Origin of the sequence: Streptomyces sp. NPDC015032, from assembly GCF_043080425.1 — a bacterium.
GTDB lineage: Bacteria > Actinomycetota > Actinomycetes > Streptomycetales > Streptomycetaceae > Streptomyces.
In genome coordinates this window covers 47,269-61,633 of the sequence record NZ_JBIBVN010000028.1, presented here as the reverse complement: position 1 = coordinate 61,633, position 14,365 = coordinate 47,269, and the positions used below count along the sequence as shown (strand labels likewise).

Here is a 14,365-nt window from a genome sequence, read left to right as displayed (position 1 = left end):
GAGCAGAGGAGAGACGATGAACGGGACGATCACGGCGGCGGCGCGGCTGCGCGCCTGGGCCGGCCACGGCGGCGGAACCCGCCGGGGCAGGCTCGCGCGCGGGCTGGCCCTGGCGCTCCTGGCGGCTCTGCTCGTGCCGGTCTTCATGATGGCGACCTCCTCGCCGGCATCCGCGGACGACAAGAAGGAGCGCGACAACTACAGCCTCTACCAGCTGGCCTCGAACGCGAGCTCGTACTTCAGCGAGAAGAACTCGCCGGGCAGCGACAAGGGCATGCACGACAACTGGAAGCCGGTCGTGGGCAGCCCCGCCTCGGGCGGCTCCATGCTGGGCTACGCCGACCCGGAGTTCAGCCTGGGCAACGTCGTCGGCTGGTTCTTCGCGGAGATCTCGGGGTCCTCTCAGACGGTCACCTACGAGACCCTGGCTGCGAAGGACGACAAGGGCAGCGCGAAGTACTCGGGTATGCTGGACTACGCGCACTTCGGGGCCGCGAACAGCGACCTGGGCCTGGACACGATGTCCTCGGGCATCGGCGGCCAGATCGTGAACGTGATCGGCGGCTCCATCATCTGGGTCCTCTACGCCCTGGCGCTGGCGGTCGGCACGCTGTTCTACGTCATCCTGCAGTTCCTGAAGCTCATCAACCCCTTCATGTGGTTCTACCAGGCGGTCAGGGCGGTCAACCCGACCTTCGCCGACGGGATGACGGGCGGCGACAGCGGAGGCGGCGCGCTCTCCGGCCTGCAGCACTGGATCAGCGGCTGGTACGGCCTGCTCGTCGACATCTCGTGGCAGGCCCTGGTCCCGATCTTCATCGGCCTCCTGCTCATCAGCCTGGTCATGTTCAAGAAGATGGACCGCGGCTCGGCGATCAAGAAGCTCGTCGTGCGCGTCGTCTTCATCGGCGTCGGCCTGCCGCTCCTGGGCTCGATGTACACCAGCGTGCTGAACAAGTTCGACGACTCGGTCCTCGGCCAGCACGCTGGTCCGACGCGCGTGGTGCTGTCGACGTACGTGGACTTCGAGGCGTGGATGATGAACGACCGCCTCGGGATCCCGGACCAGGCCACGGTCTCCTGGAACAAGGACCAGGCCAGCTCCGACGCGATGATGGCGGTGCGCACGAGCGCGCTGGCGATCAACAAGCAGTCCCACGGCGCGACGTTCAACGGCATCAGCATCGGCACGAAGGCCAACGACGCCGAGACCGCGTGGAAGGACGGCACCGTCTCCGTCGGCACCGCCGCGTCGGACGACTTCCGGGCGGTGTTCTCGACCTTCGGGATCATTAGCAAGTACATCGGCAGCAACGAAGTGGCGGCCTCCGACTTCGAGTCCGGGATCAAGAGCTCGATCACACAGCTGGACGAGAGCGCGGACGTGAAGAAGAGCTGGTTCGTCGACAAGAACAGCTACGGCGACGTGGAGCAGTTCGGCGAGGAGAAGGGTCCGAAGCCCGTCGATCACCCGGTGATCTCGACCGACGGCACGGGACTGCGCTCCTCCAATCCCGGCAAGGACTCGACGGTCTTCACCACGAACGGGACCAAGAGCGGGTGCGGCTTCGTCGTGGGCAAGACGCCCTCCTCGTGCAACCTCTCCCCGCTGGCGGCGTACAACTACCTCAACACCGGGTTCAGCCCCAGCTCGCTGACCATGTACAGCTCGAACAACGCCACCTCCGGCTTCACCCGCGAGAACCACATGGCGGTCTCCCAGGTGGGCACCGGCCCGGCGAAGTTCATGTACTGGGGCAACGCGGCGGTTGTCCTCGGCTCCATCGTCCTGCTCGGCTTCTGGTACGCCATCGGCATGCTGGCCGGTGCGATCAAGCGGACCTTCGGCCTGGTGGCGGCCGTGCCGTTCGCGACCATGGGCGCGATGGCGGCGATCGCCAAGGTGATCGTCTACTCCATGGCGCTGATCCTCGAGGTCCTGGTCACGCTGTTCATCTACCAGTTCGTCGGGGAGTTCCTGATCTCGGTCCCGGACATCATCGCCGGCCCCGTGTCGAGCTTCATGAGCCCGAACGGGATCTTCAGCAGCGCCGTCCTCGGCGGGGTCATCGTGGTGATCCTGACGCTGATCTCGTCGCTGCTGATCATCGGCATCACCTTCGCCCTGCTGCGGGTCCGCAAGACGGTGCTGCAGGCGATGGACGAGGTCGTCACCAAACTCGTGGACAAGTTCCTGGAGACCAACACCGCGCCGAAGCCGGACAAGGGCGGGCTGATGCCCGCCCTGGCCGCAGGCGCGGGGGCCGGCGCGGGCATGGCCATGGGCAACAAGCTCGCCAACGGGTTCAACAGCAAGACCAGCGGACCGGCGTCCCCGAGCGCGGGTAAGCCCTCGGGCAAGACCGCGTCGACGAACGCCGGCGGCACGAACGGCGACGCCACGGCACTGACCGCAGGCAAGCAGGCCCTGTCCCTGGAGGGCGGCGGCGACGGCGGTCCGGGAGATCCGAACGGCCCGGCGCTGGACGGCGGACCCGGTGGGGGCCGCCCTGGCGACTCCGGTGGAGGCGACGACGCCAAGGCCCTGCCGGGCGGCGGTCCCGCCGGGGCTCTGGGCGCAGGCAAGGGCGACGGGCCTGACGACAAGGGCGGCCCGCTGCAGCTGTCGGGCGGCGGAGCGGGCAGCTCGCACTCGGACAAGCAGACGGCGCAGAACCTGAGCAATCAGGGCGGCCTGTCCAACCTGGGGTACAGACCGAGCAACTCCACCGGCAACGTCATGCCGGGTGAAATCACGGCTTCGTCCACGATGCCGTTGAACTCCCGTGACGGCTCTCAGGGCCGGAGCGGCGCTGGCAGCACCACCGCTGTCCCGACCAGCGGAGGCCGAAAGGCCGTCGCTGGTCAGACGGGCCCGACGCAGTTCAGTACGGGTGCCTCGGGTCAACAGCGTTCGTCGGGCGGGAACCAGCAGGCTGCACTGCAGCGCTTCACCGGTGGTGCTGCTCCTGCGCCGGCGCAGCCGGGTGCACCGGGCACGCGTCCGACGCGCCCCGCTCAGGGCGCCCAGGCCCCGGGACAGCACGGAACCGGCCCGTCGGCCGGTCGCCCCGTGGCTGCACCGGGCCAGGCTCCGGCCCGGCCAGGCGCGCGGACGCCGGCTCGGACGCAGGTAACGCGTCAGCTGAGTTCACCTCAGGCGTCGACACCCACCCCGCAGGCGGAGGCTCCGGTTTATCCGTCGGCTCCTTTTCCGATGAAGACGTCCGCCACCCGTCCGCGTCCACGTCGGATCGTCGATCCAGCTCCTCAGGGCGTGGAGACCCCGGCGCCGCAGCAGCCGTCGGCGGACGGTCTTCGCCGCGGCGCCCGGCGCGAGAAGCCGAAGGACTGATCGGCCGGTCGAGGGCGGGCGTGGAGGGCTGACGCACCCGGTGAGCTGATCGCAATGGTCGTTCTCACCAGGTGCGTCGCCTTTCGGGCAGCACGAGGAGAAGGAGGGGAGCATGAGGCTCGGATCGAGGCTTCGCGGCGAGTTCCCGCGCGGCTGGTGGCGCTCGGCGCGATGGTGGATCGCCGGGATCCGCGAACTGGCAGTGAGCACCACGGCGGCTGTGGCCACTGTGGCGTTCGTCGGCGAAATGGTCCGTGCCGTGCGGCATCGCGACGAGCCACGGGCCCTGGCGGGCCTGTCCGGCACGTTCGAAGGATATGTGGGCGGCCTCCTGATCAACGGCGCAGGCCTGGTCGTCCTGGTCGGCATGGCGATCGAGGACGGCCCGCCCGTGGCGCTGGCGGCGCTGCTGGCCGGGTGGTGCCTGCTCAACATCGCCGTCAACGCCGTGGTGTTCGTCGTGGTGGCCCGGTCGAGGATCCGGCAATCAGCCACCTGGGCCGAACTGGACTTCGTCGAGCAGCACGTGCCGAAGTACGGCCGGCCGCCCGAGACGATCGAGGAGTACAGGGCGCAGAAGTTCCAGGAGTAGGGGTCAGAGAAAAGACAGAACCCCGTGGACGCGACGTCCACGGGGTCCTGCGCTGCCGGGGCGGTGCGGCGCTCAGCTGTGCTGGCCGCAGTCCTTGGCCATCAGGGCCTTCGCCTGGTCGCTGCCAGCGGGGATGAGCTGGACTTGGTCGATCGAGTAGGCGAAGGTGTACCCGAGCGTGATCGAGCTGCTCGACATCGAGATCGAGCCGGATCCTGGGTCGGTGCCCGTCTGGTCGGAGCCGTTGGCGTCGTCCCAGAGCACGCTGGTCCGGCTGTCGTTGATCGTGCCGGTCGAGAGGACCTGGTACTGGCCCTTGTCGGTCCTGCCGTCCTTGACGATCGAGCCGTGCTCGATGTCGTCGAGGGCCTTCTTGGTCAGCTGGCACTGCTGGTCGCCGGCCGTGGCGTTGATGTACGTGATCTTGTTGCCGTCGATGGCGGCGATGCCGCCGCGCGCCCCGTCGGTGATGGAGATGTAGGCACCGTCGAAGCCGGAGGCCTGGCTGCTGCTGGGGCTCTGCGAGGAAGCGTCATCGCTGCTTCCTCCGCAGGCGGTGAGCATGAGAGCGCCCGCGGCCAGGGCCGCGGCGGACACGGCGATCCTGGTCCGCGTCGCGCGTGCGGTCCTGGTGGAGTTCATGGCTTTCTTCCTTCGTTCGCTATGGATTGGGGTGAAGCGCTTGGTCTTCGTCAGCTCTGCGGCGGCTGGGCCGGCGGCGCAGGAGGCATGGCCGGCATCGTGGGCACCTGGCGCAGAGACATCAGGACGAGGACTGCGGCGGCCAGCATGACGACCGACAGCAGAGCCAGGAACACCACGCCGGCCCCAACGGACACATAGCGGGTGTTGCTGATGGAGATCACGGTCCCGAAGCTGTCGACCATGGCGAGGAGACCCGCGACGAGGCCCACGGCTCCGGCGGTGATGCGGGGCCACTTCGCCTTGTTGACGATCGCCGCCACGGACGCCGCGATGGCCACGAGCATGACGAAGAGCAGGAAGCCGCCCTCGCCGTCGGCCGCGTCGCTGAAGTAGTTGGCCGAGAATCCCATGGCCGAAGCGACCGGCAGGAACAGCGAGATGATCGCGAGGAACGCCGCCGCGGCGAGGATGGCCGGGGCCAGCCCCGTCAGCTTGGCCATGCCCGGACGCGAGGCGCTCTGCTGCACCGAGCGCGCGGCGCTCTGGGCCGCAGGGGCGACGCGGTCGTTGAAGAAGTCCCGGGCTCCAGAGCTCTCGGCCGCAGGCGAAACCTTGGCATTGAAGAAGTCCCGGGCGCCGTTGGCGATCTGCTTGGCCCCATCGGCCATCTGCTGCATCGACGGATCACAAGGTCGGCGCTCGGGAACAATCAACCCGGCATGGACGGTCGCCTGGTACTCAGCCATCGTCGGCTCGCGGTGATGCGTCTGTCGGAACCCGGCGGACCACTGCTCGGCCGTGACAACGGGCGGGAACCTGCGGCCGTGGCGACATAGCCTGCGTCGATTGATCGGGTATCTGTGACTGACCTTCAGTCATGATTGCCCCCCGCTTCCTCGCGTTCAGTCCTGCGTGTCCAGGCGGTGTCCTCTTCCAAGGGACCAGCGTCTCGGCTCCACAGTTCTACACTGCATCCCCGAGATCCCAGATCCCGACCACGCTCGGGAGCCGAAACCAGCCCTCTTGAGGACCACCTGATTCGACTTCCGAGCTTCCTTCTCGCACATCAGCACTTGCGACCGCATTCACAAACGCACTATCAGTATTGCAGATTGCTGTACCGGATGTACCACCAAACAACAGAAGGCCAGTCAAAGTCGCCTATTCATAGGCGACTTTGACTGGCCCAGAGCTAGCGGACTCAGCTGTCAAGCGTCTCCTCGGAGGTTGTCGAGCCGATGCTCAGTCAGTGCCAGTGCTACTTCGGATTGGTTGAGCGCATGCTCGCCGTCCTGGATGCGCCACTGAAGACGTTGCACCGGCGGGGCGTCCTCTTCCTGGATCGCCAGGTCGCCGAGTTCGCGCAGCTCTGCGTACGCACCTTGCAGCTGCTCCTCGTGGTGTGCCGCCCGGACCCGGAGGCGTGCGACTCGCTCTTTCCACCAGCTCAGTCGCGACTCGGGGTCGAGCGTGGTCTTCCCCTCGAGCCAGGCACGAAGCTCGGCCTGGTCGACGTCACTGGGAAGCCCGGTGCCGAACGGACCTTCGGGTTCCGGAATGTCGATAGGGATGTGCGACAGCAGCACTGCGGGGGTCGTGTCGAGCACATAGGCGATCGCGACGAGATCGTCGACGGTCACGGGGCGAGCACATCGCTCCATCTCCGCGAGGGCGTCGGCTGAGATCGGGTGATCGAGCATCAAGAGCACGTAGGCCAGCTCGTCGATGGTCAGCTCGCGCAGCTGGCGGTAGTGGGTGATGGCGTCGGACACAGCAAGGGACGTGGGAAGGGGCGACGGCATACATCGATCATAGGCGTGCTCGGCGCGGCCCCAGGTGGGTTGTGACGTACTCCCTGGCCGTCGTCACAAAGACAGTCACAGAGGCCCGGGAGCAGTGCTCTGTGCGGACGGGTTCGAGTTCGCGGTGCTCGGCGATTACAGGGTCGACGTGAACCGGCTGGCCGCGCGGGTACGCGCTGAGGCCGACGCGGAGATCGGCCACTGCTACCTGGAGCCGGACCCGCATGGCGCGGGGTGGAAGCTGACCCGGTGGCCCGGCTCGTACTTGGTCATCGCCCGCAAAGTGGAGTCGATGCACGAGATCACCGTGGGCAGGGTCCGGTCCCAGACCGGGATGACCACCCGGAACCGCGACCAGGCCAGCCAGGCGCAGAACAGCAACGTCTCGCGCTCGCTTCCACCGCCCGGACCAGGGACTTTCGGGCCCCAGCCCCAGTCGAACTGCAACCAGAGACCGGGCTCGGTGATCCATGGCCGATAGGTACGGCGGTGTCCGGCCCGCCAGCGTTCCTTGGCCTTGGCCACCGCTCGCCGGGTCGTGCGCTCGTCGCCGGTGAATCCCAGCAGTTCCAGGCGTTCGTGGAGCTTGTCGGCCCGCACCGTGCCCTGCGAGCGGTCGACCCACTCCTCGATCTTCGGGATGAACGGGTCAATCAGCTTCGGTCGCGCGACGGGGCCGTTGACCGGCCGGCCCGCGTCCCTCATTTGGGCGTACCGACGCACGGTCTTCGGATCAACCCCCGCCAGCGCAGCCGCCGAATGCGCGCATCCGGTGGCATCGAGAGCCTCGAAGATTTCCATGATCTCCTGTCAGACTTCTTCAAGATCCCTCCGGGGGTGAGTTGGTTCGCTGCCAGGCAGCACCGAGCCAACCCCCGGAGGGATCACCTGTTCGGAATCGACACGAATGGGTCCACGGAAAGGGAGATCAGCTGTCCGCAGATCAGGACCTGACTTGTCCGCCTACAAGGATCTTGAGCTGTCCGCTCTCACATCGCCGCGGTCGCGTGGGCGTCGACGCTGCCGCCCTCCAGGCGCCGCAGCATATCGATCCGGGCAGCGGCACCGAGGAGTTCGTCGAACACAATTGAGCGCTGTGCCCGGCAGTGGGCCGCGCACAGCCTGGAGATGGGACGCCCTCTCTGGCGGCGGCTACGCAGCTGTGCCGTCGGCGCGGATCGGGGCCGGGAGCGTGCGCAGGCGCTCGGCCAGCTCCGTTGCCAAGGAGATCGTCGAACTGTCGAGCAGGCGCCCGAGGCGGGCCAGGCGGTCGCGTGCGGTCGCGCGGAGCCGCGGCGGAGGGACGAGGTCGAGCACGCCCAGCGCGCGGGCGGCTGCTTGTTCCGGTGCGTTCCGGGCTTCGGCGAGCGCGAGGACGAGCGTAGCCGCGACCCACGCCGGTGTCTGGTCGGGGGCGGCGGCGATCGATTCGCGGGCGACGTCGGCAGCGCGGTCGCAGCGCTTGAGGGTCAGGTATGCCTCGGCGACGTGGAGACGGTGCTCGGCGCGGTCGTAGCCGAAGCGTCCGGGCAGTTCGGCCGCGGAGCGCATGATCTCGTCGCTCTCGCTGACCACGTCGTCGGCTTCCGAGGCCCGTTGCAGGGCGGCGAGCGTGGGCAGCAGTGCCCAGCCGAGGAGCTGTGCCCGACGCAGGCCCTCGGGTGCGTACTGAACGCCGTATTCGGCGTGTCGGCGGGCGTGGTCCCAGTCGCGGCGGGCGGTGGCGACCATGGCCAGCGCCCCACTGGCCCAGGCGGTGAGCGCCTTCTCCTGGGTGGATTCGCCAAGGGCTCCCGCCAAGGTGAGGTGGGTGCGTGCCCCGGCGCGGTCGTCCAGGTGGTAGGCCAGGTTGCCAAGGAGGGCCGAGAGCCATCCGACCTGGCGTCGAAGACCGTACGCTGTCTCGCGGTCAGCCGCTGCCGTCGCGGTGGAGAGCAGGTTGCGGGTCCCGCGGACCTCTTCGAGCAGGACGGCGGGCGGGTGCTTGCTGTAGTTGAGGGCGTAGTGCTCCACGGCCGCCTCGGCCAGGGCAACCAACGCCGGGGAGCCGCCAGGGGCATCCAGCACGGCCCACTGGACGGATTCGCGGATGGCGGGCAGCCCGCTGGCGGTCGTCATGGGTTCCTTCCGGACGATGTTCATCTCTTCGCTCTGATGCTGACCGTAATGGAGTGGCGGCGGAGTCGCGCATGTGCTGCACCACAGGCAGCGTGTCACCAGCCCGAGTTGGTCGGGGCGGGCCCCATACGCCCGGGAAATCATCAGCCGGTACTCGTCCCCGGGCTCCTCCTGGCCGTGCTCGTACCGGCACAGCGTTGCCGGCGTCAGGCCCGGCGGCAGTAGGCCGTCGGCCCGGTAAACGACGGCCACCTCGCGGATCGCCTGGGGCCGCGACCACCCCAAGGCCAGACGCCACGCCTCCAGGGCCGTCAGCTCCGGCAACGCCGATCGAAGGGTAGTGACGATCCGCTCCTGGGTGTGCCCGTCGCGCTGGCACTGAGCGCGGATCCGGGATGCCTCCCGCTGGATCTCCGCGCGACGACCTCGGGTAACCCCGCCCACTGCCCGCCCCTCCATCACATCCCTAAACCGTCCAGGACGGCATTGGTGACCCCGGACAGACATTGCACAGACCCGTCAATGTTCCTACGGATGACCGGCAATGACGACTGGTCAGGTCGAGGCGCATCGTAGATGACACCCGGCGCCGGGTTCCGAGCATCCGGTCGATCCGCCGACCTGTGGCCCCTCTCAGAACGATGCCGGCGTGTACGGCGTGCCCGAGCTGGCTTCCCCAGGTGGGCCGACCTCTGCGGGAATTTCTCCGGCGGCTGGAGCTGCCAACTACGCGATTGACGAAGGGTGATCATGCACCTCGGTCCCGTTCCACTCCCGCCCGGTCGCCTCGCTGTCGGCAAGAAGTTCACCTTCGAGGCTGGCCACAGCTTGTCCGGACTGCCGCAGTACAGCGGCCTCAGCACCGTGGGTGCGGAGCGCGTCCATCCGCGGCTGGAGACATCCGGATGATGACCAGTGCGCTCTGCCCAGCCGCTCCCCTCCGTCTCCGTCTCACACCCTGCGGTCTGCAAGTTCAACGACTGTTCGGACGGTTCGCGCTGCCGGGCGAACTGGCCGTCAGAAGGCGCGCCTCACTGGTAGGTCCAGTTCTGGCCGGTGCCGCGATACTCCTCGACGGGGATCGGTTGGGTTCCCGGGTCCATGCGGGAGCGGTACAGCTTGCCATCGAGGTGGTCGACCTCGTGCAGGGCCAGGCGCGCCAGGCCGTGGTCGAACCGGGTGAGCCGGGGTGTTCCGTCGATGTCCGTGTGCGCGATGACGATGTGGAGCGGTCGGGGGACAAGGCCCCGTACGTCGAAGAACGACAGGCAGCCTTCGTACTGCCGGTCGGTTTCTGCCGAGGACTCTGCGATCGTCGGGTTGAGCAGCACGATCGGGTTGGATCCGTCGCCGGGAGGGACGACGACGGCGGCGGCGCGGCCGATGCCGATCTGCGGGGCGGCGATGCCCATGCCCTTGCCGAAGTCGTGGAGCTCCTTGACGCGCGTGATCGCGGCGTCGAGTTGACCTACGACATGGCGTGCATCGTCGGCCTCGGCGGGGAGATCGAAGGGCTGAGCGACGGTCCGGAGGAGGATGTCACCTTCCTGGACGATGCCTGCGGCGGCCATGAGGGCGCTGGGGGTGAGGGTGTTCACGGGCTCGCTCTCTTGAAGGTGTGCGGTCTTGAGCCGCCATTCCATGCGGTACCGGGCGTGGAGTGGCGGGTCCAGGGTCGTCCAGGTGTAGACCGTGTGGTCTTCGTCGACGACCTGGGTGGGAGGGGTGTGCAACGGCGCGAAGCTGGCGCTGAGGGAGGTCTCGGTGCCCCAAACGGTGGGCTGCAGAGCGGTGGGGAAAGAGAGGCTGACGGTGAGCTGGCGGGTGGGCAGTCGGACGGCCCGCTGGAACCAGGGACCCCATTTGTCGGCAGTGACCGAGTAGCTGTAGGCGATTCCGGTTTCCTGCCCCGGGTAGAGGGGGAAGCGGGTGCGAGTGTTCGCGAACTCGAGCCAGACCTCCTTGAAAGCGTCGCGGTCGTGCTTGACCACGCGCCCCATCTCTTCGTCACCGCAGTGCGCTTGGAGCTGGAGTTCTTCCCAGGTCAGAGGATGGTTCCGGTACAGCGCGTTGGAGCGTTCGGGCTCGCCGGGGTAGCGGTCGACGGCGATGCGGACGAGGTAGCGGGTGATCGGCTCCGTACCGGTGTTGCGCAGGCTCCGGTGCATCGTCAGGTGGTAGACGGAGCCGTCGTAGCGCAGGTCCGCGGTGTCTTCCAGAACGAGGATCCCGGCGGACGGCGGGGTCTCGGCCGCCTCCGGAATCGGCTGTGCGCTGCCGTCGACTTCTTGCCACGCCTTCCAGATCTTGCCACCCGCATCGAGTTCCTTGTCGAGGCGACGAGCGAGGTCCGAGGAGCCTCGTTCCCTCTCGGATTCGAGGTGGCTCACGTACGACGGCGAGATGCGCAGACGACGGGCCACTTCCGCCTTGGTAAAGCCACGCACCTCACGGAAATGGGTCAGCTCGGCCGCGAACGGCGACGGTTCCCCTTGGCCTGGCATGTGAAGCCCCCGTAGGTGAGTTCGTGCGTTGCGTGAGTGAGCGCGGCTCACCGGTGCCTCATCCTGCCCGCTTCGGGCTGACTGTCACCAGGCGATGGCGGAAGCAGTCCGGCCTCGCCCGCATGGCTGGCGGATTCTTCTCCGCCAGCAGACCCCAGGTCCACAAAATCCACCGCCCCGGACACGGTTCGGGGGACCTCGGAAGGACACACCCATGCCTCGAACTGCCGCACCGCGTCACGCGGTGCTCATCTTCTCCGGCGGCCTGGACAGCGCCGTCACGGCCTACAAGCTCCTCGACGACGGCGTCATCGTGAGCCTGCTGTCGTTCAACTACCTGCAGCGCCACGTCAAGGAACTGGCTCACGCCGCGAACCTGGCCGACCAGCTCGGCGTGTCCCACGACATCGTCGACCTGACATCACTGGGCCGGATTCTTGGCGGATCCGCCCTGACCGACCCGGCCATCAAGGTGCCGCACGGCCACTACCGCGCCGAGACCATGCGCAGCACGGTCGTCCCGAACCGGAACGCGATCATGCTGGAGATCGCGGCCGGGGCCGCGGTCGCGGCGGGGGCGGACGCCGTGGCGTTCGGCGCGCACTCCGGGGATCACGCAATCTACCCGGACTGCCGGCCGGAATTCTTCACCCTCATCGAAGCGTCCGTGAAGGCCGGGAACGAGGGGCACATCGTCTCCGACTTCCAGCTCGTCGCCCCGTTCCTGCAGCTCACCAAGGCCGACATCGTGCGCGAGGGCGCCCGCCTGGGTGTGCCGTTCGAGCTGACCTGGTCGTGCTACGAGGGTGGTGAGGTGCATTGCGGAGCCTGCGGGACCTGCATGGAGCGCCGGGAGGCGTTCGACGAGGCCGGGGTGACTGACCCCACCCTCTACGTGCGGACGCCGAAGGGCGCCGCCCGATGAGCAGCCGCCAGCCCTTCTTCCGGATCGGGAAGATGTTCCGCTTCGAGGCCATGCGACGGCTCGACGGCGGCTATGACGGCCACTCGTTCACCGCGGAAGCCGTGCTGTCCTCCGGTGTGCTCAGCCCGGAGGGATTCGTTGCCGACTTCGGTGATCTGGCCCCTCTCAAGCGGTACATCGACGGAGCTCTGGACCACCGGATCCTGAACGACTGCGTCAAGGACGCCTCGAACGAGGGGCTCGGCAAGCACCTCCTCGGATGGGCGCAGAGCCACCTGTCGGCCGGCGTCGCCTCCGTGCTGGAAGAGGTCCGGGTCCGGACCGGGAGGCCGCAGCCTCTCCCGCCGGCCGCATTCGCCGCTTTCGAGGCGTCGCACCAGCTGCGCGGGCTGCGCGACGGGCATCCGTGCGGGCGCCTGCACGGCCACTCCTACGTGCTCAGCGTGCCCGTCTCCGCCGTTCCCCGGCCGGGGGACGTCCCTGTGTTGCTGCGGAACCATCTGCGCAGCGCCATGCACGGCACAGTGCTGAACGAGGTGGTCCCCGGGTTGAACCCGACCTCGGAGAACCTCGCCCAGCACTTCTCGCGGTGGCTGACCGACCGGGCCATGGGCGGCGCGTGCGTGCGGGTCTCGGAGACGGAGTCCAGCTGGGCCGAGTACGTGGGAGGCATAGCGTGAGCACACTGCGACACTCCGGCTTACGCATCCGGGTCTCGGAGAAGTTCGGCGGCACGGTCCAGGGCGAGGGCCCCAGCACCGGGGTGCCGGCGTGCTTCATCCGTCTCGCCCTGTGCAACCTCATCTGCTCGCCGTGCGACACCCCCTACACCTGGGACCACACGCGGTACGACCTGCGCAAGGAGGCCCACTACGAGAGCGTCGAGGAGCTCCTCGCGTGGGCCCTGGACCAACCTGAGGACCTCGTTGTCCTCACCGGCGGCGAGCCGCTGATCCAGACGGCCGGCCTGACCGAGCTGGTCAAGGGACTGCGGGCCGCCGGTCGGACGGTGGAGATCGAGACGAACGGCACCATCGCTCCCTCCAGGGCCCTGGTCGTTGCCGGACCGTACTTCAACGTCTCCCCGAAGCTGTCCAGGTTCGGAGCCGCCATGGCGGAGACGCGGCGGCTCGTCCCAGACGTTCTGCGGGCCTTCGTTGCCACCGGCCGGGCCCGCTTCAAGTTCGTCGTCTCCGAACCGGCCGAGGTGGCCGAGATCGCCGTGCTGGAGGCGGCCTACGCGTTGACCGACATCTCGGTGATGCCGGAGGGCACGGACCCGGAAGTGATCATCGCGGGGATGCGCACCTTGGAGGGTGCGGTACGCGAACGGGGCTACCGGCTCGGCACCCGCCTGCATGTGCTGCTGTGGGGTGACGAACGTGGCCGCTGAACATGCCGGCCCGGGCGGGTTGGTGGTCGTGGCGTGCTGCAAGGAGAAGCGGGTGACCACCGCCCCGGTTCCCGCGCTCGACCTGTACGAGGGGTGGGTCGTTCCGCTCATCCGCGACAGGGTCACCGAGCACAGCGGGCTGCGCAGCCGGGTCCTGGTGCTGTCTGCGTTCTATGGGCTGGTCACCGCCGACGCACCCGTTTCCACGTATGAGCAGCCCATGACCGAGGAGCGGGCACGCGTCCTGGCCGGGACGGCGCCCACGGTCCTGCGCTGGCATCTGGCCCGGTTCCCCTCCTCCGAGGCCCTGCTTCTGATGGAGCCCCCGTACGCCCAGGTGCTGGGCCCGGTCCCGGTGGCCAGGACACGCCTGATCACCGATCCGATGGTCCGTCACGCAGAGATCCACGCCGTCCTCGACTCCTGGAGCTGGCCGTGACCAACCGCATCTTCGAGAACCGCCGCATTTGGCGGCTCACCCGTGACGACTTTCTCGCCGCGGCATGCCTGATTGCGGACCAGGAAGCCGAGCGCGCTCCGGCCGCTGTCCTGGGCATCGCCCGCGGCGGTGTCCGCCTGGCCGAGATCGTCGCCGAGCGGCTCGGCGTCCCGGCTGCCGTCGTCCGGGCCCGCCACAACGAGCCCGAGGGCATCCAGCAGGCTGCCACCGGCCGGATCCTCCTCGACCACGAGCACAACCATGACGCGCTCGCCGCGCTGCCGGCCTCCTGCCCGCTGCTGGTCGTCGACGACATCTGCGGCTCGGGGGCGACCCTGCACGCGGTCGTGGACACGCTCACCACCACGGTGAGCCCGTCCGCGATCCGTACGGTCGTGCTCTGCCGCAACGAGGGCTCCGACTACCCGCTCGACAGCTGGGGCTGGGATGTCGCCGACTGGGTCCACTTCCCGTGGGAGCCCGAGCCGGAATGCGGCCGCATCGAAGTTCTGCCCCCGTTCACCGGTCTCCGCAGCCGTATCAGGCCGCCGTGGACCCGTGGCTGACCGGCGCCGTCTGCACCCGTCCCCCT

The 14,365-nt window shown here is 68.3% G+C and carries 12 protein-coding genes and 1 pseudogene; 7 read left to right on the top strand and 6 right to left on the bottom strand.

Annotation, left to right across the window (positions count from 1 at the left end; all coding sequences use genetic code 11):
• The first annotated feature begins 16 nt into the window (after positions 1–16).
• Together ACF08M_RS30160 and ACF08M_RS30155 are read left to right on the top strand one after the other, a co-directional pair.
• Positions 17–3,355: a hypothetical protein gene (locus ACF08M_RS30160; RefSeq protein ID WP_392188423.1), complete on the top strand. Its 3,339-nt coding sequence runs from the start codon at positions 17–19 to the stop codon at positions 3,353–3,355.
• A 112-nt stretch (positions 3,356–3,467) separates the two neighbouring features.
• Entirely contained in the window at positions 3,468–3,947 is a 480-nt protein-coding gene (locus ACF08M_RS30155; protein ID WP_392188422.1) for a hypothetical protein, read from the top strand.
• Positions 3,948–4,019: 72 nt separating this feature from the next.
• On the opposite strand, the gene ACF08M_RS30150 is transcribed toward ACF08M_RS30155, so the two are convergent.
• The 6 genes and pseudogenes from ACF08M_RS30150 to ACF08M_RS30125 form a co-directional block, all read right to left on the bottom strand.
• Positions 4,020–4,589, bottom strand: a complete 570-nt coding sequence (locus ACF08M_RS30150; protein ID WP_392188421.1) for a hypothetical protein — start codon at positions 4,587–4,589, stop codon at positions 4,020–4,022.
• A gap of 50 nt (positions 4,590–4,639) precedes the next feature.
• Positions 4,640–5,338 (bottom strand): hypothetical protein, encoded by a 699-nt coding sequence (locus ACF08M_RS30145; RefSeq protein WP_392188420.1) that lies wholly within the window; start codon positions 5,336–5,338, stop codon positions 4,640–4,642.
• 462 nt (positions 5,339–5,800) lie between these two features.
• Entirely contained in the window at positions 5,801–6,364 is a 564-nt protein-coding gene (locus tag ACF08M_RS30140; RefSeq protein WP_392188419.1) for a DNA-binding protein, read from the bottom strand.
• Between the two features lie 300 nt (positions 6,365–6,664).
• Positions 6,665–7,195: pseudogene (locus tag ACF08M_RS30135) on the bottom strand (IS21 family transposase); the annotation flags it as partial.
• 351 nt (positions 7,196–7,546) lie between these two features.
• A complete protein-coding gene (locus ACF08M_RS30130; protein ID WP_392188418.1) occupies positions 7,547–8,512 on the bottom strand; it encodes a Twin-arginine translocation pathway signal in 966 nt (321 codons plus the stop codon).
• Positions 8,513–9,543: 1,031 nt separating this feature from the next.
• The gene (locus ACF08M_RS30125) at positions 9,544–11,016 is read right to left on the bottom strand and encodes a peptide deformylase (RefSeq protein ID WP_392188417.1); all 1,473 of its coding nucleotides are present in this window, start codon (positions 11,014–11,016) and stop codon (positions 9,544–9,546) included.
• 214 nt (positions 11,017–11,230) lie between these two features.
• Between ACF08M_RS30125 and queC the strand changes: the two genes are divergently transcribed.
• From queC to ACF08M_RS30100, 5 genes are read left to right on the top strand one after another with little or no spacing between them, the layout of a single operon-like run.
• Positions 11,231–11,941, top strand: a complete 711-nt coding sequence (gene queC / locus ACF08M_RS30120) for a 7-cyano-7-deazaguanine synthase QueC (RefSeq protein ID WP_392188416.1) — start codon at positions 11,231–11,233, stop codon at positions 11,939–11,941.
• Positions 11,938–12,621 carry a 6-carboxytetrahydropterin synthase gene (locus tag ACF08M_RS30115; RefSeq protein WP_392188415.1) on the top strand — a complete coding sequence of 228 codons (684 nt, stop codon included), beginning with the start codon at positions 11,938–11,940 and terminating at the stop codon, positions 12,619–12,621. Before queC ends, ACF08M_RS30115 begins: the two co-directional genes overlap by 4 nt.
• Complete coding sequence (locus tag ACF08M_RS30110; protein WP_392188414.1) at positions 12,618–13,334, top strand: 7-carboxy-7-deazaguanine synthase QueE; 717 nt, start codon at positions 12,618–12,620, stop codon at positions 13,332–13,334. The genes ACF08M_RS30115 and ACF08M_RS30110 overlap by 4 nt, the downstream gene beginning before the upstream one ends.
• Positions 13,300–13,773 carry a DUF6884 domain-containing protein gene (locus ACF08M_RS30105; protein WP_392188413.1) on the top strand — a complete coding sequence of 158 codons (474 nt, stop codon included), beginning with the start codon at positions 13,300–13,302 and terminating at the stop codon, positions 13,771–13,773. The genes ACF08M_RS30110 and ACF08M_RS30105 overlap by 35 nt, the downstream gene beginning before the upstream one ends.
• Positions 13,770–14,339 carry a phosphoribosyltransferase gene (locus tag ACF08M_RS30100; protein WP_392188412.1) on the top strand — a complete coding sequence of 190 codons (570 nt, stop codon included), beginning with the start codon at positions 13,770–13,772 and terminating at the stop codon, positions 14,337–14,339. The genes ACF08M_RS30105 and ACF08M_RS30100 overlap by 4 nt, the downstream gene beginning before the upstream one ends.
• Positions 14,340–14,365: the final 26 nt, after the last annotated feature.

Excerpts from the sequence above, each read along its gene's own strand:
- ACF08M_RS30105 (WP_392188413.1), top strand. The coding sequence starts at position 13,300 with ATGTGCTGCTGTGGGGTGACGAACGTGGCCGCTGAACATGCCGGCCCG.
- ACF08M_RS30115 (WP_392188415.1), top strand. The coding sequence starts at position 11,938 with ATGAGCAGCCGCCAGCCCTTCTTCCGGATCGGGAAGATGTTCCGCTTC.
- ACF08M_RS30125 (WP_392188417.1), bottom strand. The coding sequence starts at position 11,016 with ATGCCAGGCCAAGGGGAACCGTCGCCGTTCGCGGCCGAGCTGACCCAT.
- ACF08M_RS30130 (WP_392188418.1), bottom strand. The coding sequence starts at position 8,512 with ATGACGACCGCCAGCGGGCTGCCCGCCATCCGCGAATCCGTCCAGTGG.
- ACF08M_RS30150 (WP_392188421.1), bottom strand. The coding sequence starts at position 4,589 with ATGAACTCCACCAGGACCGCACGCGCGACGCGGACCAGGATCGCCGTG.
- ACF08M_RS30145 (WP_392188420.1), bottom strand. The coding sequence starts at position 5,338 with ATGGCTGAGTACCAGGCGACCGTCCATGCCGGGTTGATTGTTCCCGAG.
- ACF08M_RS30160 (WP_392188423.1), top strand. The coding sequence starts at position 17 with ATGAACGGGACGATCACGGCGGCGGCGCGGCTGCGCGCCTGGGCCGGC.
- ACF08M_RS30155 (WP_392188422.1), top strand. The coding sequence starts at position 3,468 with ATGAGGCTCGGATCGAGGCTTCGCGGCGAGTTCCCGCGCGGCTGGTGG.
- queC (WP_392188416.1), top strand. The coding sequence starts at position 11,231 with ATGCCTCGAACTGCCGCACCGCGTCACGCGGTGCTCATCTTCTCCGGC.